Source organism: Geotalea uraniireducens Rf4 (assembly GCF_000016745.1).
In the GTDB taxonomy this organism is placed as follows: Bacteria; Desulfobacterota; Desulfuromonadia; order Geobacterales; family Geobacteraceae; genus Geotalea; species Geotalea uraniireducens.
Genome location: NC_009483.1, coordinates 886,064 through 905,060 on the forward strand (window position 1 = coordinate 886,064; position 18,997 = coordinate 905,060).

The 18,997-nt window shown below is 59.7% G+C and carries 12 protein-coding genes; all 12 read left to right on the forward strand.

The genetic code is table 11. From position 1 onward, the window contains the following. The first annotated feature begins 185 nt into the window (after positions 1-185). Positions 186-647 carry an O-methyltransferase gene (locus GURA_RS03815; protein ID WP_049818875.1) on the forward strand — a complete coding sequence of 154 codons (462 nt, stop codon included), beginning with the start codon at positions 186-188 and terminating at the stop codon, positions 645-647. 48 nt (positions 648-695) lie between these two features. Continuing rightward, a complete protein-coding gene (locus GURA_RS03820; protein WP_041245260.1) occupies positions 696-968 on the forward strand; it encodes a hypothetical protein in 273 nt (90 codons plus the stop codon). A 194-nt stretch (positions 969-1,162) separates the two neighbouring features. Next, the gene (locus GURA_RS03825; protein WP_011937685.1) at positions 1,163-2,023 is read left to right on the forward strand and encodes a class I SAM-dependent methyltransferase; all 861 of its coding nucleotides are present in this window, start codon (positions 1,163-1,165) and stop codon (positions 2,021-2,023) included. A 146-nt stretch (positions 2,024-2,169) separates the two neighbouring features. Next, positions 2,170-2,394, forward strand: coding sequence for a phage tail protein (locus tag GURA_RS03830; protein WP_198134516.1), 225 nt, complete (start codon positions 2,170-2,172; stop codon positions 2,392-2,394). A gap of 54 nt (positions 2,395-2,448) precedes the next feature. Beyond that, positions 2,449-2,691 (forward strand): phage tail protein, encoded by a 243-nt coding sequence (locus tag GURA_RS03835; RefSeq protein ID WP_011937687.1) that lies wholly within the window; start codon positions 2,449-2,451, stop codon positions 2,689-2,691. A gap of 45 nt (positions 2,692-2,736) precedes the next feature. Beyond that, on the forward strand, positions 2,737-3,771 hold the full coding sequence (locus GURA_RS03840; RefSeq protein ID WP_011937688.1) for a cadherin-like beta sandwich domain-containing protein: 1,035 nt from the start codon (positions 2,737-2,739) through the stop codon (positions 3,769-3,771). 762 nt (positions 3,772-4,533) lie between these two features. After that, on the forward strand, positions 4,534-10,095 hold the full coding sequence (locus GURA_RS03845) for a fibronectin type III domain-containing protein (protein ID WP_198134517.1): 5,562 nt from the start codon (positions 4,534-4,536) through the stop codon (positions 10,093-10,095). A gap of 41 nt (positions 10,096-10,136) precedes the next feature. Next, positions 10,137-11,297, forward strand: coding sequence for a hypothetical protein (locus GURA_RS03850; RefSeq protein WP_011937690.1), 1,161 nt, complete (start codon positions 10,137-10,139; stop codon positions 11,295-11,297). Positions 11,298-11,716: 419 nt separating this feature from the next. After that, positions 11,717-12,238, forward strand: a complete 522-nt coding sequence (locus GURA_RS03860) for a hypothetical protein (protein WP_011937691.1) — start codon at positions 11,717-11,719, stop codon at positions 12,236-12,238. A gap of 291 nt (positions 12,239-12,529) precedes the next feature. Then, entirely contained in the window at positions 12,530-13,183 is a 654-nt protein-coding gene (locus GURA_RS03865; protein ID WP_011937692.1) for a response regulator transcription factor, read from the forward strand. Positions 13,184-13,190: 7 nt separating this feature from the next. Continuing rightward, a complete protein-coding gene (locus GURA_RS22625; RefSeq protein ID WP_011937693.1) occupies positions 13,191-15,023 on the forward strand; it encodes a sensor histidine kinase in 1,833 nt (610 codons plus the stop codon). A 276-nt stretch (positions 15,024-15,299) separates the two neighbouring features. After that, positions 15,300-18,875: a pentapeptide repeat-containing protein gene (locus GURA_RS22630; protein ID WP_011937694.1), complete on the forward strand. Its 3,576-nt coding sequence runs from the start codon at positions 15,300-15,302 to the stop codon at positions 18,873-18,875. Positions 18,876-18,997 lie beyond the last annotated feature (122 nt).

An 18,997-nucleotide genomic window follows, 5' to 3' on the forward strand; every position in this document is an offset into this window, starting at 1 on the left:
CCGGAACCAGGGTGATTTTTTTTGTTTCTCTGCATTTTTTTACAATCTGTGGGTCATCTGTGGGTAACGCCGCGCTAGGGTTGCTGCCATTATGACAGAACTAACCACGGCAAGCAGCTTCATCGTCCGGGTCTACCGTGTCGATACGGAAGACCATAACAAGTTTCCGTCCGGAAACTCCTGAGATGTCGTTATCGCCCCACGAGATTGAGAGCCAGGAATTGGGGTGCCGTTATGCCCATGGTCATACCGTGGTGATGGGGCTCGGCATGGGGTGGGTGGCGATCAACATGGCGCTTAGCCCGGCGGTCAGCAAGGTTACCGTCATCGAACGCGACCCCGAGGTGATCGAGCTGTTCGGGCTGTCGCGGGCGCTGCACGGCCTAGCGGCCGAGATCGCGGGCAAAATCCGCATTATCCGGGCCGATGCCCTGGAATGGCAGCCGGATGAAGCGGTGGATTTCCTCTATGCCGACATCTGGCGCTGCCTGGAAGAGCCGCAAACCCTGGATGACGTGCGCTGCATGCAGCCAATGTGCGGGCGGAAAGCATCTATTTCTGGGGACAAGAGTTGGCCATCCAGACTCTGGCTGCGAATAGGCCTGAAGCATGCGCCTCCTCATCTCGGCAAATCGATAGTAATTTGAGTGGCGCTGCAACATGAAAATAAACATAAAAACATCAAGGAGAACATTATGACAACAGCAATGGCAGGAGGCTGGACCACTTTCAGCACCAACATATCCGCGCAGGCATCCGAAGTTTTTGCAACGGCAACAAAAGGACTTTTAGGCGTTACATATACCCCGTTGGCAGTTGCTACCCAGGTTGTTGCGGGAACCAACTACATGTTTTTCTGTAACGCACAAGTTGTGTATCCGAATGCGCCCAATGAAGCAGTTCTTATGACTATTTTCAGCCCCCTTCAAGGGGATCCCGTCATCAAGGATATAACCAGACTGCTGTAACGTCTCGGAAATAGACTAAAGAGTCACCTCCCGCATGGCGGGAAAAGTGTTAGGACGGGTGCTATTAAAGCAACGTGTTGCAGCGCCATCCACCTGCCTAACCCTATTTCGTCAAGGAAGGGGAAAGTCTGATTTGATACATTTTGCATGTGACTCAGGAAACACAATAACACGACAGCACCGGAGGCAAATCAATGTCAGCAGATGACCAGTCGGCCCAGCTCGCCGCCGCGCTCGGCGTGCCATTTTTCAGCACCGGCCTGTACATGCCCGAGTACCGGGAGGCCCGCATCGGGCAGTGGAAACTGACCCGCACCGGCTTTTGCCTTGATCATGGTTATTACAGCGGCTTATGCGGCGTAAGCGGCATGCCGGTGCTGATGAGAACCAGCAATGGCGTTAGAGCCAACGGGCAGGATTGGGAAACCTGGATGTCGCTTTCACCCCACGAGATCGAGAGCCAGGAACTTGGGTGCCGCTATGCCGTCGGTCATACGGGGGTGATGGGGCTCGGCATGGGGTGGGTCGCAGTCAATATCGCCCTTAATTCGGCTGTGCACAAAGTAACCGTCATCGAACGCGATCCGGAGGTGATCGATCTGTTCGGCCAGTCGCGGGCACTGGATGGCCTGCCGGCCGAGATTGCGGGCAAAATCCGCATTATCCGGGCCGACGCCCTGGAATGGCAGCCGGATGAAACGGTGGATTTCCTCTATGCCGACATCTGGCGCTGCCTGGAGGAGCCGCAAACCCTGGACAACGTTCGCCGCATGCAGGCCAATGTGCGGGCCGACGTCATTTATTTCTGGGGCCAGGAGCTGACTATCCATACTCTGGCAGCGAAAAAGCCTGAAACGTGTGCCGAGAGGGAATGGGCAGCGGCTGTGCGGAGCTGCGTTGCCGATACCATCGCCCTGCCGCTCCTGCTCCCCGAAGATTTCGATTATCCGGGGATGGTCGCCGAGGTAGTGCGCAGACGGCGTGAACGAAATGCGGCGAGTACCGCTAAAGAAGCGTCCGCGGAATCAAACCATATCTCGGCACCCTCTCCGTAACGGCGCAATCAGACCCCAAAAACCCGCGCTGAAAGGAGGGATACCCGGAAGATGTCGCGCGACGCGGAGAGCAAACAGTGACCGTTGTTTCAATCAAATAGATTTTTAACAAGGAGGAGATTGTGGACCCGTTTTTAGGAGACATTGTGTTGTTTTCGTTTGACTTTGCACCATCGTACTGGATGTCCTGCGAGGGGCAAACCTTGCAGATCTCCACGTACCAATCGCTGTTCACGCTTATCGGCACCACCTTCGGCGGGAACGGCACCACCACCTTCTGCCTGCCCGACCTGAGAAGCGCCATACCTATCCAGGAGATCGGAATGCACTACTGCATTGCCATTCAGGGGATCTACCCCAGCAGGAACTAGGACTGTAACGATGCCTTATGTAATCTCACCACACATTTAAAAGGAGGATGGATCATGGATTATTTTCTCGGACAAATCGAGCTATTTCCCTATAGCTTCGTTCCCATGGGGTGGCTGCTCTGTAACGGCGCCATCCTGCAGATTCAGCAGAATACGGCGCTTTTTTCGCTGATCAGCAACAAGTTTGGCGGCAACGGCACCACCACTTTCGCCGTCCCCAATCTGCAAGGAGCCGAGCCGGTTCCCGGGATGGGCTTTTATATCTGCGTCTCCGGTATTTATCCGACACGCGATTAAACACCGGCTTTCACACCAAACCATGAGAAAGGAAGGCTAAGATATATGGGCAATATTGCACTGAATAAAACTGCAACCGCAAGCGGTTATGTTGCGCCGTTCACGCCGGCAAAGGCGGTAGACGGCAGCGCCACCGACCCGCGCAACCGCTGGCTCTGCTCCACGGCGCCGACCCCCTCCGGCTCTGTGCCGCCAAGCTGGCTCTGCGTCGATCTGGGGGCGAATTACTGGGTGAACAGGTGGGTCGTCAAGCAGATGGGGCTGACCGGCTGGTCCCCGTCATTCAACATGGTCGACTACAAATTCCAGGGGAGCCTGGACGACCTCACCTGGTTCGATATCGACAGCGTCACCAATAACTCTGCGAATCAGACGGACCGGACCTGCCCCGCCCGAAAGGCCAGGTATGTCAGGGTATATGTGACCAAGGGGCTGCTGACCAACACCCCCTTCAGCTCCATCGCCGAATTCGAGGTATATGAAGCGCCGCCGACTCCCAATACCCTGTCGGCGCTGACCATCACCGGGAATGGGGCTGCCGTTTCCACGACCCCGGCGTTTGCGAGCACCACAACGTCTTATACCGCATCCGTAACCTACGATGTGGCGAGTGTCGTGGTTTCTCCCACGGCTACCGACCAGAACGCTGTCATGAAAGTGAATGGTAATCCGGTGCCACGAGGGGGGAACGCAACAGTTCCGCTAAATGTGGGGAGCAATGCCGTAACGGTGGTTGTCACCCCGACGATCGGCGATCCGCAGACGTATACGATCACGGTAACGAGAGCCAGCAGCCAGTATCTGTCAGGCTTCACCCTGAAGTCAGGTAGGAATCCTGTCAACTATACGCCGACTTTCGACAAGAATACGACGCAATATACCTCTACCTCCTCTGGGCTAACCAGCATTACCATAACGCCGACCACTGAAGATCCTGCAGCCGTCATAAATGTCGGCGGTACCACTGTGTCCAGCGGACAACCGGTGACGTTAACCGTATCAGGAAGTACAGTAATCCCGATTACTGTGACTTCGAATATCGGCTCAGTCACGAAGAAATACGATCTGACAGTTAATTAGTTAGTTAGTTGACGTTTGCAGCCAGCCCCCCTCCCTTGACCGGGAGGGGGGCTGGCTGATACATTCCCTGTTCTGTCTTCTCCCGCAAAGCCGGATGGCCTTCTCGGGGAGAGCTGCCGGGATCGCCGACTTGATACATACGCACAAAGCCAGAAATAGACAAACAACGAAACCGCTTCCTGGGGAGGAAATGCCATGTCGATAAGGATGACATCAGCTAAAATATTGCGTGGAAGGATCAGCTTTGTCGCAACTTTGTTGTGCATGGTTCTGACACAGCCTCTCTCGTCATTTGCCGCGAGTGTTACTCTGGATGCTGCCGATGATGTGTATACAGATAGCAGCCGCATTCCAACTGCCGGTTATACTACTACCGACATGGCGTCCGTTAAAGATGACTCCATGTCGAAGATAGTTAACTATGTGGGGCGTACGCCCAGCATATCTGTGTTAAATGGAAGGACTGTTGTTAAGTTTAATCTGTCCGGTATCAGTGGCGCTATCAATTCCGCGTCGTTCAAATTTAATGTTATCGACATACACGGTACCCCGATTTTGAATCTGATAAAGGTGACTGACAATAGCTGGAGCGAACAGCCTGTTGGAGCATCGACCTTCCCGACATACACTGATACAGATTATATTACACAGAATTCTACCCCATACTCCAACCAGAGTGTAACTACCGGCTGGAATAATATTAATGTCAAGGATTACATACAGGAGAAAATAAATGCGGGCTCACCGTATGTGACAATAGCAATGACCGGATATGCCACCGGAGCGACTGATGATGACTTTGACTTCGTCAGCTTGAATAATGGGGACGCGTTGATACCGACGCTCACGGTCGACTACACCCCTCCTCCCACCGTCACCGGCATCTCACCATCGAGCGGCCCGGTCGCCGGGGGTACCTCGGTCACCATCTCCGGCGCCAACTTCACCAGTGCTACCGCCGTCACGTTCGGCAGCACCAACGCCACCTCCTACACGGTCAACTCCGCCACCCAGATCACGGCTACCTCACCGGCCGGTTCCGCCGGGACGGTGGATATCACCGTCACTACGGCTGGCGGCACCAGCGCCACCGGTGCATCGGACCAATTCACCTATATCGCCGCACCCACGGTCACAAGCATAAGTCCCACCAGTGGACCGACCGACGGAAGCACTTCAGTCACCATCACCGGCACTAACTTCACCGGTGCCACCACTGTGACTATCGGTGGCGCTGCCGCCACCAGCGTTACAGTTGTCAACGCCACTACCCTCACCGCCACCACCCCGTCAGGCACGGCGGGTGTCAGGGACGTGGTCGTCACGACACCTGGAGGCACGGGCACTGGCACCGGCCTGTTTACCTATAAGGCCAGCCAGACCATCACCTTTAACAGCCCCGGGGCACAAAACTTCGGCACCACCCCGACGCTGACGGCAATCGCTTCATCCGGCCTCACTCCGACCTTTACCTCGTCAACCACCGGCGTCTGTACCATCACCTCCGGCGGCGCCCTGACTTTCGCCACCACCGGCACCTGCACCATCAACGCCGGCCAGGCGGGCGACAGCACTTACTTAGCGGCCCTGCCGGTTTCGCAATCATTCAGCGTAGCCGCCGTGGTTCCCGGCGCCCCGACCATCGGCACAGCAACGGCGGGCGACACCCAGGCCAGCGTTACCTTCACGGCGCCGGCTTCGAACGGCGGCGCTTCGATTACCGGTTATACAGCCACGTCCAATCCGGGTGGCGTGACCGGCACCTGCGCCTCCAGCCCGTGCACCGTGACCGGTCTGACCAACGGCACGGCCTACACCTTCACCGTGACGGCAACCAACAGCGCGGGCACCGGCAGCGCGTCGGCGGCATCGAACTCGGTCACCCCGGCAGCGGCCCAGACCATCACGTTCAACAACCCGGGTGCGCAGAATTTCGGCATCGCACCGACGCTGACCGCGACGGCCAGCTCGGGGCTGATGGTCTCCTTCACGTCGAGCACCACGGGCGTGTGTACTGTCACCGCGGGCGGTGCGCTGACCTTCGTCACGGCCGGTACCTGTACCATCAATGCGGACCAGGCGGGCAATGGAAGCTTTACGGCAGCGCCAATGGTGACGCGGTCGTTCGCGGTCAATGCCGTGGTTCCGGGCGCGCCGACCATCGGCACAGCAACGGCGGGTGACACGCAGGCAAGTATCACATTCTCTGCCCCGGCCTCGAACGGCGGCGCTTCAATCACCAGCTACACCGCCACGTCCAATCCGGGCGGCTTGACCGGCACCTGCGCCTCCAGTCCGTGTACTGTGACCGGCCTGACCAACGGCACGGCCTACACCTTTACCGTGACGGCAACCAATAGCGCGGGCACCGGCAGTGCGTCGGCGGCATCGAACTCGGTCACTCCGGCAGCGGCCCAGACCATCACGTTCAACAACCCGGGTGCGCAGAACTTCGGCACTAGTCCGACCTTGACGGCTACGGCCACATCCTCCCTGACGGTCACCTTCACCTCCTCGACCACCGGTGTCTGCACCGTCACCGCGGGCGGTGCGCTGACCTTCGTCACCACCGGCACCTGTACCATCAATGCGGACCAGGCGGGCAATGGCAGCTTCCTGGCCGCCACCACGGTTTCCCGCTCATTTACCGTCATCGCCGTGGTCCCCGGTGCGCCCACCATCGGCATCGCCACCGCAGGCGACACCCAGGCCAGCGTTGCCTTCACCGCTCCGGTCAGTAATGGCGGAGCTTCAATCACCGGTTACACGGTCACCTCTAACCCCGGCGGCCTCACCAGCTCCGGCGCGTCCAGCCCGATCACGGTCACTGGCCTTACCAACGGCACCGCCTACACCTTCACCGTCACGGCGCACAACAGCGCCGGCACCGGCAGCGCCTCATCAGCCTCCAACTCCGTGACACCGAACCCCGGTCCCACAGTGGTCAACGTGGCCGTCCCCGCCAATGGCATCTACAAGGCCGGCAGCAACCTGGACTTCACCGTTACCTGGGACAGCGCCGCTACCGTCACCGGCACGCCGCGCATCGCCCTGTTGATCGGCAGCGCCATGGTTTATGCCACCTACCAGAGCGGATCTGGCACTGCCTCCACCCTGTTCCGCTATACCGTCCTGCCCGGCCAGACCGACACCGATGGCATCACCGTCGGCGCGCTCTCGCTGAACGGCGGCACCATCCAGAACAGCAGCGGCACCGATGCCACCCTGACCCTGAACAGCGTCGCCTCCACCGTCAACGTGCTGGTCGATACCACGGCGCCGACCTTGAGCAGCATCGCCACGAGCAACCCGACCCATAGCGGCGGCACGTTGACCGCAACGGCCAACGAAAATGCACTCGGCTCCTGGATCGCGGTCTCCTCTAGCGCTACGGCACCAACCGTTGCCCAGGTGCTGGCCGGCGCCGACTATGGCGGCGTAACCGTCGTTGCTCACGGCAGCGGTGCGCTATCGGCGGGCAGCGCGGTCAGCTTTAGCCTTTCCGGGCTTGTCGCCGCTACGAGCTATGACATCTACCTGGCCGCACAGGACGCCGCCGGAAACCCGAGTGCCGCAGTTTCGAGCGCCACCCTGATCACGACCACGACCCGCGTCGTCACCACCAGCAGTGACAGCGGCCCCGGTTCGTTGCGCCAGACAATTGCCGATGCCAACCCCGGCGACATCATTCTCTTCGACCCCAGCCTGAGCGGCCAGACGGTAACTATTGCCTCGCCGCTCGTCATTGCCAAGGATCTTTCCATCGGCGGTTACGACGCTAGACCCATTACCATCAACGGTGGTGGCACGACCCGAATCTTCCAGGTGAGCGGCAGCACCACTTTCACGTTAAATTATCTCACCCTGACTGACGGCGTCGCCACCGATGGTGGGGCGATTTCAGACAACGTCAACGCAACCACCTTTATCAGCCTTTGCACTTTCAGCGGCAACACTGCCACTGCCGCCGGCGGCGCCATCTCCGCGGCAGGAACCATGAGCATCAGCGACACCCTCTTTGCCGGCAACAGTGCCGTTCAGGGTGGTGCCATCTTCAACAACAATGCCCTGAGTCTGGTCAACGTCACCTTGGCCAACAACAGCGCAAACAGCGGCGGCGGCATATACAGCTCCGGCGGGAGCACCCTCGTCAAAAATACCACCATAGCCGGCAACAACGCCACCGTACAGGGCGGGGGAATCGAGATTGCAAGCGGCGCGGTCGGCTTCAGGAACAGCATCGTGGCCGGCAACACCTCCCCCAGCGGCCCGGACATCTCCGGCTTTGCCACCTCCCTGGGATACAACCTGGTCAAGGACACCTCCGGCGCTACCTTCACCGTTACGACCGGCGATCTCACCGGCCAGGACCCGCTCCTTGGCCCCCTTGCCGACAATGGCGGACCGATTAAAACCATGGCACTCTTACTGGGCTCCCCGGCCATCGACAGCGGCGCCTGCACCGGAGCCTCTGCCACTGACCAGCGCAGCATGCCGCGGCCGCAGAACGGTCTGTGCGACATGGGCGCCTATGAGCGGGGCGTACCGGCCGCGCTGACGGCAACCGGCGGCACCCCCCAGTCCGCTGCCATCGATGCCGCGTTCGCCACCCCGCTCAAGGCCAAGGTAACCGACTCTCTGGGGGGCGTGATGGAAGGCATCAGTGTAACCTTTGCCGGGCCCGGCAGCGGTGCCGACATCACCGCCGACGGCAGCGTCACCACCGATGCAGCGGGCATCGCTTCCTATGGCGTCACTGCCAACGGGACCGCAGGAGCATACACGGTCACGGCAACGGTCAATGCCCTTATCGCAAACTTCAACCTGACCAACGACAAGGCGAACCAGGCCATCACCTTCAATCCGCCGGCCACGGCCACCTTCGGCGATGCGCCCATCGCCCTCTCCGCCACGGGCGGGGCCTCGGGCAATCCGGTCATCTTCTCGGTCGCCAGCGGACCGGGCAGTCTGAACGGCGCAACCCTGACCATCACCGGCGCCGGCAACATCGTCGTCACCGCCTCACAGGCCGGAAACGCCAACTACAATGCCGCTCCACAGGTAATCCGGAATATCGCCATCGGCAAGGGCGCCGCCACCATCGCCCTGGGGAGCCTGAACGCCACCTACGACGGCACGGCCAAGGCTGTTACCGCCACCACAACCCCGGCCGGCCTGGCGGTCATCGTTACCTACGGCGGCAGTTCAACTCCCCCCACGGCGGCGGGGAGCTACCCGGTGGCGGCCACCATCGACGACGCCAACTACAGCGGCACGGCCACCGGAACCCTGGTGATCGCCTACAGCGCCACTCCGCCTGTCCTGACCATTTCCACCCTGGCTGACGGCAGCGTCACCAACAACGCCACCCTCAACGTCAGCGGCCAGGCCACCAGCATCAACGGTATCACGTCTGTCACCGTCAACGGCGCGGCCGTGACCCTGGCCGCCGACGGCACGTTCTCCCAGGCCGTCACCCTGCAAGCGGGCACGAACACCGTCACCACCATTGCCACGGACAACGCCGGGACAACAACGACCGACAGCCGCACCATCACCCTGGACACCACCGCTCCGGTCATCACCATCACCACGCCGGCCGACAACAGCACACTCGCCGCATCGTCGGTCACCATAACCGGCAGCGTGGACAAGAACGCCACGGTGCAGGCAACCGCTAACTCGGGCTCGCCCCAATCAGCGGCCATGACCAACAACACCTTCACCGTCACCCTCAACCTGGCGGGCGGCTCGAACACCATTGTTATCAGCGCCACTGACCTGGCGGGCAACAGCGCCTCGGTCAAGCGCACCATCGTCTCCGACACCACCAAGCCGACCCTGGCCATCACCAACCCGTCCCAGGATATCACCATCAGCGAACCGGCGCTGACCATCTCCGGCACAGTAACCGATGCCCTCACGGACGTCAGCGTCACCATCACCTGCGACGGTAAGACCTACACGCCCCAGGTGGTAGACGGCGCCTTCCAGCAGCAGCTCACCTTTGTCATGGCCAAGCAATACGCCATAACCGTAACCGCCACGGACCAGGCCGGCAACAGCGTCACCACGCAGCGGAACGTGATCTATGCCTTGTCATCGCTTCCTTCCGGCGACATCAACGGGGACGGCAAGGTGGACATTGCAGATGCCCTTTTGGCATTGCAGATGGCGGTAGGGCTTATTACCCCCACATCGGCCCAACTGGCGACGGGCGACGTGGCCCCGCTGAGCAATGGCAAGCCCGCGCCGGATGGGGCCATCGACATCGCCGACGCCATGCTGATACTCGAAAAGGCGGTCGGGATGCTGACTTGGTAGTAATAAAGGATATGAATCCGAAGATATTACGAGGAGATAACATGAAGATATTTGCAACCATAGCATCGTCGCTGCTGTTAATGCTTGTCATCACCGCCTGTGGCGGCGGTTCCAGTCCCACTCCCGTCGCCGCCAACACCACCGTCTCCGGCATCGCCTCCAAGGGCCCGATCGTCAACGGCGTAGTCAAGATATATTCGGTCATAGACGGCGCCAAAAGCACACTGCTCGCCCAGACCACCACCGACGCCAACGGCAACTACACCGCCAATCTCGGCAGCTACGTGGGTCCGATCATAGTCGAGGCGAGCGGTTCCTACCTGGACGAAGCCACCGGCACCACCAAGACCATTCCAGCGGATTCTCCCATCCACGCCGCGCTCCCCTTGGCGCAGGGCGCGGTCAACCTGCCGGTAACGGCCCTAACCGAACTTGCCTACATCAAGACCGGGGGCGACCTGACCGCATCGGCAATCAGCACAGCCAACACCCTGGTCTCCGATCTCTTCAAGGTAGACATCATCGCCACCTCGCCGGTTGCGCCTACGACTGAAGCTCTTAAAACCGCCACCCAGGCCGAGAAGGACTACACCCTGGCTTTGGCGGCCATTTCCCAGATGGCCAGCACGACAACCGGAGCCAGCGACACCGACAAACTTAACAATGCGCTGTCGACCATGGGACAGGGCATATCATCCACCGGGATGACCTCCGATACCGCCGCCACGGTCCAGGCTGCCCTGACCACCTTTGTCACTACCAACGCCAACAACAATACCGGCGTCAGCGACACCTCCACCACCAGCCTGGTAAACATCGGCACCCTGTCCAAGAGCTATAAGCTGGTGCTCCAGGGAACATCCACCCCCGGCAGCGTTACCGGCCTTCAGTTCAATATCTCTCTCCCGGCCGGCGTCACCGTCAATGTCAACAGCTTAACCTCGGCCGTCCTGGCCAGCAGCCTCGCCCTTTCTAGCAATCCATCTTCAAGCTCATTGCTGGCGGCAAAATACTCACCCGGCAGCCTAAACATTGGCATTGTTAATACAAGCGGGTTCAGCGTTGGCGACGTGGCCACCTTGACCTGCAACATCCCCGCTGGAGTGAGCGTACCCGAGCCCTCAGCCTTCACCGTCACCAACCTCAAGAGCATCGACAAATTAGGCGCTACCGTGACAGGAGCCACGATTACAGTTAATTAAACGAAAGAATCAAAGGGGGGCGGCTGCTTTTTAAATAGAGCAAAATGCCCCCTTTTTTTTCAATAATCATAACTTGTACAAATATATAAAATTAATTAATATGTTGACGCTATTTTTAATACTTCTTTGCTCTGTCTTGCTTTTCTGGCAGAAAATAACTTCGTTTATCTTGCAGGTGACCGGATTGAGCCGGGAAGCCGTTGAAAACGTGGTCCTGTGAATCGAGACCAAGGTTTTTAAAACCTCGGTGACCGTGGGAACGATAGTTAACTTGGCATCTTGGAAGCCTGACCCCGTCTGCGGTTGACCCCGTCTGCGGTTGACCCCGTCTGCGGTTTTGTTGCAATAGCCGACACTGTTGCCATTGCCGTCAGGGCGCATGCAATGCGCCCCTACAAAACCAACCGGGAGAACAAACCATGACAAAAAATATACTGAATCACCTGACGCTGACGCTGACACTGTTAACCCTTGCCGCCTGCGGCGGGGGTGGAGGAGGAGGGGGGGCGACCGTCACCCCGACCGTCTACACAACCGCAACGGTCAAGATCGCCCTGACCGGCACCTTGCCGACAGACACCGCCATCATCGGTGCCGTCTTGACCCTGACGCTGCCGGACAACGTTATCCCGGAACTGGTCAACGGAGCCGTGGCAGGCAGCGTTGTCACGCCGTCCGGTGTCTTTGCCGGAGGGGCGCTGATTCCGGTGGTTTACAAGGAGGCTACAGCATCTGCCCCCGGCATGGTGGTGATTGGCCTTGCCAGCGCCGCGGCAACGGGTGTTGCCGAAACAGGTGAGGTAGCCACCGTCACCCTGCGCCTGACCAACAGCGCCGCGCCGACCGCCGGAAGTTTTACGCTGGATCAGACGGTGACTGATACCTCGGGCAAAGTCGTCAGCGGTTTGAGTGCGACGGTGAGTGGGGTGACGCTGCAGTAGATTGATGAAATGGTTCGTCCAAGCCGGTTGCGTCGAACAAATCAGAATCGGGCAAAACGAAGAACCGTCGTATAGAGGCGGTGTTCAACTGCGAATAAGCGTGGCGTAAATAGATGGTGAAATGAGAGAAGGCCCTTCCGGTTGTATTGGAAGGGCCTTCGTGTGGTGCGGTAATGAGATGACGTGTGCCTTCAGTCGATTGCCGCTGCCGGTCAACCCGTTTGACACGGTTTTGACCTGTGTGCTATGGTGAGTGCTTATATTCCTACCATCATGTGGAGGGTCGCCATCGTGACACCAATCCGGGTTCTTCTGGCCGATGATCATCAGCTGTTTCGGGAAGGGCTGCGTCATATCTGCGAGGCGGTGGGAGAATTCGAGGTCGTCGGCGAAGCCGCCACAGGAACAGAGGCGGTGACCATGGCCCGCGACCTGAATCCCGATGTCGTCTTGATGGATATCCAGATGCCCGAAATGGACGGCGTCCGCGCCACTGCTGCTATTACCTGCGAGAGGCCGGACGCCAGGGTCATCATCCTGACCATGTACCGGCAGGACACCTATGTCTTCGAGGCGATCAAGGCCGGGGCCAGGGGATATCTGCTCAAGGACGGCTCGGGGGATGACGTGGTTGCCGCGGTACGGAGCGTGGCCCAGGGAGGGGTGATTTTGCCGCCGGATATGGCTTCTCTGGTCTTCGAGGAATTCCGGCGTCTGGCCGGGGATGAACAGGACGGCGTCCCGGACGAACGGCTGACTCCGGGGGAGATGGATGTGCTGCTCAGGATCGCCCAGGGGGATGACAACCGCCAGATAGCGGCGGCATTGAATGTCACCACCAAGACGGTGGCCAACCGTTTAAGCGAGATTTTTTCCAAGCTGCACGTCAAAAACCGTACCCAGGCGGCCTTGACGGCCCTGCGCAAGGGGTGGGCCGGACTATGACATTGAAATGAAATTGACCCCGCGACATATCCTTATTGCAGGCTTGCTTGTCATCCTGGCCGCTCTGGCGATCTGGAAATGTACCGCCACAACGACTCCCGGTGCGGTTCGTTTCACCGGCGACTGGCATTATCGCTGGGAGCAGGGGGGGGCGTGGCAGCCATACCTGCTGGAAAGTCCGCCGGAAAGGGGTGGACATACCGATCTCTGGCTGGAGACAACGATACCGGATACCGGCTCGGCCCGTCAGGCCCTCTTCATTCCCGCCTATACCGCCTTCCAGTCATTTGAGGTCAGAATGGGCGACCGGCTGTTGTATCGCAGCGGCATGCTGCCCGCAGGCTTTGCCGACCGTCACCGTTACCTCCTGTGGCACCTGATAGACCTGCCTGCCAATTCTGCCGGAACTCCCCTGATCTTTCACTTTTCGTCCACACATCACCGCTGCATCGGCCTGATCGGGCCGGTCTGGCTGGGCGAACCGTTCAGCATCCAGAAGCATTTCGTGATGATGCAGCTTCCCGTGGCCATCCTCGCCGCCCTCTTCATCCTGGTCGGCGTTGCCTCCCTCGCTGCTGCCCGCTTCTTCACTTCCACCTCACGCGCCCAGTTGACCGCATTCGCGCAAACGGCCCTGGGGGCGGGGTGCTATCTTTTTTCTGAATCGACCATCTGCCAGATGGTGATCGATCCACCGGTTCTCGCCTCGTACCTCCATTATCTCTCCTTCTTTCTGTTCGTCACCGGTTTCTGCCGTTACTTCGAGCCGCTGACCGGCGGCGTCAACCGCACGATTACCACCCGGATCTATCAATTGTTCGCTGTATATCCGCTGCTTGCCACACTGCTGGACCTGTCCGACCTCGTCAGTTGGGATATATCGTTTTCACTGGCGTTGCAGCTGGTCATGGTCGTGGTTTGCTGGTTTGCCATCCTCATCTGCTCTCCCCGTTTCAAAACATCCGCTCCCCGTGACGCGGCCCTGATCAGGGCCGCGTTCATCCCGCTGTTCATCGCCGGTCTGTTCGATGCCGCCACCGGTCTGCAACTGATCGGTTCCGGCCCCCTGTTATATCCATGGGGATTGCTCGTCCTGATGTGTGTGCTGTTCTATCGCGTCCTGGCGCTCGACCGGGAGGAGAGGGAAGCGGCCCGCCTCTCCCTGGAAAAGTCGCGGCGCGCCGAGGAGACGGCAATCGACGAGGAGCGGCGGCGCATCGCCCGTGATATCCATGACGGCGTGGCCCAGGACCTGGCCATGATGAATATGCGCGCCAGTGTCTGGGAGCATCTGGTTCATTCCAACCGGGAAAAGATGACCGAAGAAATCAAGCTGTTCCGGAAGCTTCTGCACAAAAACATCGGCGAGGTGCGCCGGGCGATCTTTGCCATGAGGCCGGTGGAGCTGGATGAACTCGGCTTTAGCGAGGCTGTCGGGCGCTACGTCAAGGAATTCGGGCAGTACACCGGTCTGCGGATCGACCTGGAAATGGCGGGGGATATAGCCATGCCGCGTCAACTGGAATTGGAACTCTACCGGATCATTCAGGAGAGTCTCAATAATATCGCCAAGCACGCCGGGGCAACCGAGGCAGGTGTCAGGATAAGCGATGACGTCGCCGGCTGTTTGACCGTCTCCATCGCAGACAACGGCAAAGGCTTCGATCTGTCAGCTCTGGCGCAGAGTCCGCGTCTGGGGCTCAGGCAGATGAAGGAACGGGTGGAGCGCCGCAACGGAACCTTCCTGATCGACAGCGGGCCGGGCCGGGGTGCCGCCATCACCATCTGTTTTCCCATCACTATTACCGCCGATGAAGGCATGACACCGCTTTCCACCTGAATCACCTCTATAGCTATTCCATTCAAACAAGACCTTCGAGGTTTTAGAAACCTCGAAGGTCTGCCGCATTATCGAATAATTTAATTTGCAACAAGGGTAATTATACTGCGATCGGCGGGAGTTTTGACTCTTGCCAGCTTTTTTGCGGACATTTAATAATGTTACAGACACTTCCCGTACCATGGAGCATCCCCTGTTTTCCTTACATGGGGGAGCGGCCTCACAAACCGACCCGGCAAAGATTCGATCAAATATTCACACCAAGGAGCGCCAGCCATGAAAACAATACGCCTGATCCTCATGACCTGCCTAACCGCCGTCACCCTGCTCGCCCCCCTTTCCGGCGCGGCCTTTGCCGCCTGCACCGACCCCGCCGGCCCCAGCGTGGACTGGACTAGCTGTAACAAGTCCGGTGCCGACCTGCACGGCCTGGACCTGACCAGCGCCATCCTGACCAGCGCCATCCTGACCAGCGCCAACCTGACCAACGCCAACCTGACCAACGCCAACCTGAACGGCGCTAACCTGTACAACGCCGACTTGACCGGCGCCACCCTGACCGGCGCCATTTTCACTGCAAACAACCTGGACGTTGCGCAGTTGTACGGCGTCGTCGGCCTGACCGAAACCCAACTGCTCGCCTATGCCGCGAACAACAAGTATGTAGCCTTAAACTGCTACGGCACCGTGTGCGGTCCCAATCTGTACAAGGTTCGAATGAAAAATCTCAACCTGAGCGGCTTCAACCTGAGCGGCATGAATTTTTCCCATGCGTTTTTAGAGGAAAACTGCAACCTGAGCGGAGCCAACCTGACTGGCGCCAAATTTTCAAACATTTGGGTGATGACCGGCGTCAACCTGAGCAATGCCCAAGGGGTTACCCCGGGAATGTTCGCCGACTTTGTTACAGCAATGAATACCTATCACGGGTTCACATTCTCCGGCTTCAACCTCTCCGGCCTGAATGTGTCCGGCTTTGATTTTACGGGCGTGGACCTGAGCAATGTCAACCTGAGCAACGTGACCGGCCTGACCAGCGCCCAGTTGCGCAGCGCCTTCAGCATCCAGGGGATGAACCTGTCCGGGGTGAACCTGACCGGCTTTGATTTTTCCGGCCTGAACCTGACCAACGTCAACCTGAGCAATACCACCGGGCTCACCAGTGCCCAGTTGTTCAGCGCAACCAGCTTCCAGGGGGTAAACCTGTCCGGGGTCGATCTGTCCGGCTTTGATTTTTCGGGCAAGGACCTGACCAACGTCAACCTGAGCAACACCACCATCAGCAGCGCCCAGTTGCGTAGCGCCACCAGCATCCAGGGGGTGAACCTGTCCGGCCTGAATGTGTCCGGCTTTGATTTTACGGGCGTGGACCTGAGCAATGTCAACCTGAGCAACGTGACCGGCCTGACCAGCGCCCAGTTGCGCAGCGCCTCCAGCATCCAGGGGGTGAACCTGTCCGGGCTGAACCTGAGCGTCTTTGATTTTTCGGGCAAGGACCTGACCAACATCAACCTGAGCAACGTGACCGGACTGACCAGCGACCAGTTGCGCAGCGCCACCAGCATCCAGGGGGTGAACCTGACCGGGGTGAGCCTGACCGGCTTTGATTTTTCGGGCCTGAACCTGACCAACGTCAACCTGGGCAACACCAACATTAGCAGCGCCCAGTTGCTCAGCGCCTCCAGCATCCAGGGGGCCAACCTGTCCGGGCTGAACCTGTCCGGGTTAGACCTGCACGGCCTGAACCTGACCGGCGCCACCTTCACCGGCGCCAACCTGGCCAATGCCAATCTGAGCAACGTGATCGGACTGACCGATGCCCAGTTGCGCAGCGCGAGCAACATGCAGGGGGTGAACCTGTCCGGGGTGAACCTGACCGGTTTTGATTTTTCGGGGCTGAACCTGACCAACGTCAACCTGAGCGGCACGAACGTCACCCCCACCCAGTTGAGCCAAGCCACCAGTCTCCTGGGGGTCAACCTGAGCGGACTGACCCTGCCCAATTTCGATATGAGGAACCTGAACCTGACCGGGGTCAACCTGAGCAACACCAACCTGACCGGCGTGGCGAGTACCAACGCCAACACCATCCTGGCCGGGGTCAACCTGAGCGGCTCGAACATCACCAGCGCCCAGTTCAACGCCGCCTCCGGCAATCTCGCGGGGATCAACCTGTCCGGGTTGAACCTGGCCGGGTTCATTTTCTCGGGCAAGGACCTGACCGGGGCCAACCTGAGCAACGCGACGAACGTAGACAGCGCCCAGCTCACTGGCGCGGCCAGCCTCCAGGGGGCAAACCTGACCGGGTTGAGCTTTGCCGGCGGCACTCTTGCAGGCGCCAATCTGACCGGGATCAACCTGTCAAACGTCGACCTGACCAACGTCAACCTGACCGGCACGAACCTGACCAACGCCACCCTGACCAACGCCACTTTCACCGGCGCCACCCTGACCAGCGCCACCTTCACCGGCAGCACCCTGACCGTGGCCCAGTTGCTGGCCGCCTCGGCCGCCGGCCTGCAAGGGGTGAACCTGTCCGGGCTGAACCTGAGCGGCATCGACCTGAGCGGCAAAAACCTCTCCAACGCCGTCCTGACCGGGACGAACCTGACCAACGCCACCCTGGCCACCGTCAACCTGACCGGCGCGAACCTGACAAACGCCACCCTGACCGGGGCGGCCTTTAACGGCGGCACCAACCTGACCGGCGCTACCCTGACCAGCGCCACCCTGACCGGCGCAACCGGGTTGACCAGCGCCGTGCTGGCGGCCGCATCCACCGCCATGTCCGGCATCAACCTGAGCGGACAGAATCTGGGCAGCATCGACCTGAGCGGCAAAAACCTGAGCAATGCCAATCTCGGCAATGCCGGCCTGACCAGCGCCAACCTGAACAACGCCAACCTGACCGGCGCCAATCTGAGCGGCGCGGACTTGACGCTAGCCACGCTGACCGGGGCCAACATGGCCAGCGCCATCCTGACCGGCGCGACCGGGCTGACCTATGCCCAGCTCGCCTCGGCCGCAAACCTGCACGGCATCAACCTGTCGAACAGGACCCTGGCCGACCTGCATGGCCTGGACCTGACCGGCGCCAGCCTGTTGAACGCCAACCTGGCCAACGCCGATCTGAGCAATACCAACCTGACCAACGCCAACCTGACGGGCGCCATCCTGTCCGGCGCCACCCTGACCGGCGCCACCCTGGCCAATGCCATACTGACCGGCGTAACCGGGCTGAACGCCATCAACTTCAGCGCCGGGGCCCACGGCAGCATCAGCGGCACGGCGTTCCAGCAGGTGGCCCCCGGCGGCTCCACCACGGCGGTGACGGCGGTGCCCAACGCCGGGTATCACTTCATTGCCTGGGTCGATGCCGCCAACAACGTGCTCTCCACGGTTCTTACGCACTCCGTGTCCAACGTCACGGTCAGCAACACGCTCATCGCCCTGTTTGTCGCCAATGACAACACCGTCACCAGCATCATCCAAGACCCGGCCACGCCGGCTACCCTCTTTGCCGGGCTGGACGGGGCAGGGGTCTACAAGAGCACCAACAGCGGCGCAAACTGGAACGTCGCCTCCACCCAGCCGGCCAATCTGCGGGTCAAAGCGCTGGCCGCCAAGGATTCCAACAACCTGTACGCGGCGGGTTACGGGAGCGGGGTATTGAAGAGCACGGACAGCGGCGCTACCTGGACCGCCTGCGCTAACACCAATCTTACGAACCTGAATGTGAAATCACTGACCATGGATGCCGCCGGCAAGCTCTACGCCGGCACCGAGGCGGGGATTTTCGTCAGCACGGATGGCTGCGGGACGTGGACGGCACAGAGCGCGGGGCTGCCGTAACTGCAACGGCAAATCCCCCCTGGCCCCCCTTTCTTAAAGGGGGGTAAACTCTACCTTTATTAAGGTGGGGGAATGTAAAACCTCCCCCTTTGACAAAGGGGGATTGAGGGGGATTTGCCTTT

Bases quoted from the DNA above. Each gene is read 5' to 3' on its own strand.
- GURA_RS22630 (WP_011937694.1), top strand. From the start codon at position 15,300: ATGAAAACAATACGCCTGATCCTCATGACCTGCCTAACCGCCGTCACC.
- GURA_RS22625 (WP_011937693.1), top strand. From the start codon at position 13,191: ATGAAATTGACCCCGCGACATATCCTTATTGCAGGCTTGCTTGTCATC.
- GURA_RS03860 (WP_011937691.1), top strand. From the start codon at position 11,717: ATGACAAAAAATATACTGAATCACCTGACGCTGACGCTGACACTGTTA.
- GURA_RS03820 (WP_041245260.1), top strand. From the start codon at position 696: ATGACAACAGCAATGGCAGGAGGCTGGACCACTTTCAGCACCAACATA.
- GURA_RS03845 (WP_198134517.1), top strand. From the start codon at position 4,534: ATGACCGGATATGCCACCGGAGCGACTGATGATGACTTTGACTTCGTC.
- GURA_RS03840 (WP_011937688.1), top strand. From the start codon at position 2,737: ATGGGCAATATTGCACTGAATAAAACTGCAACCGCAAGCGGTTATGTT.
- GURA_RS03825 (WP_011937685.1), top strand. From the start codon at position 1,163: ATGTCAGCAGATGACCAGTCGGCCCAGCTCGCCGCCGCGCTCGGCGTG.
- GURA_RS03815 (WP_049818875.1), top strand. From the start codon at position 186: ATGTCGTTATCGCCCCACGAGATTGAGAGCCAGGAATTGGGGTGCCGT.
- GURA_RS03850 (WP_011937690.1), top strand. From the start codon at position 10,137: ATGAAGATATTTGCAACCATAGCATCGTCGCTGCTGTTAATGCTTGTC.
- GURA_RS03835 (WP_011937687.1), top strand. From the start codon at position 2,449: ATGGATTATTTTCTCGGACAAATCGAGCTATTTCCCTATAGCTTCGTT.